At 34.1% G+C, this 554-nt stretch carries 1 protein-coding gene; it reads left to right on the top strand.

Annotation, left to right across the window (positions count from 1 at the left end; genetic code table 11):
- Positions 1-109: 109 nt before the first annotated feature.
- Positions 110-554, top strand: a 445-nt coding sequence (locus AC1DVJ_RS31300) for a DUF2975 domain-containing protein (RefSeq protein ID WP_477596867.1), incomplete at its 3' end; no start/stop codon positions are given.

Here is a 554-nt window from a genome sequence, read left to right as displayed (position 1 = left end):
GATATTTCATTAACAATAATAATATAAAAAATAAACAATACAAATTTATTGTAAAACGATAAATAATATGCTAAAATCATGTTGTCATTAAATAAGTGAGGTGTATTAAATGAATGTTAAACGAGGTTCAACCACTTTCTTAAAGGTAATTATTTTTCTGGCTGGAATGGCAGTACTTGCTTTGTGTGTCTGGTTGCCTGTGATAGCCGTTAGAGATGCGAGGGTACATCCAGATACGGCTTACTTCCTAATCCCCTTTTTAGTATGTGCATACGGATTCTGTATTGCGTTTTCTGTTGCGTTGTATCAAGCATATAAACTATTAACCTATATCGAAAAGAATAATGCTTTCTCTGAATTATCCCTTAAATCTTTGAAGATAATAAAGAAATGTGCTTTTGCAGTCATTTTCCTCATTTTGTTAGCCATAGTAAGCTTAAGGGTGCTTGCTAAAGTTACAGTTAGTGATGATGCGGCGGGTCCTACATCATTATGTCTAATGGCTATTTTAGCAACAAGTATCATCGCAGCCATTGTGGACGCACTTCAAAAAC

Source organism: Paenibacillus sp. P4_A9, assembly GCF_056402415.1.
The sequence above is the reverse complement of the archived record's forward strand: the minus strand, read 5'-3'. Positions and strand labels throughout refer to the sequence as shown.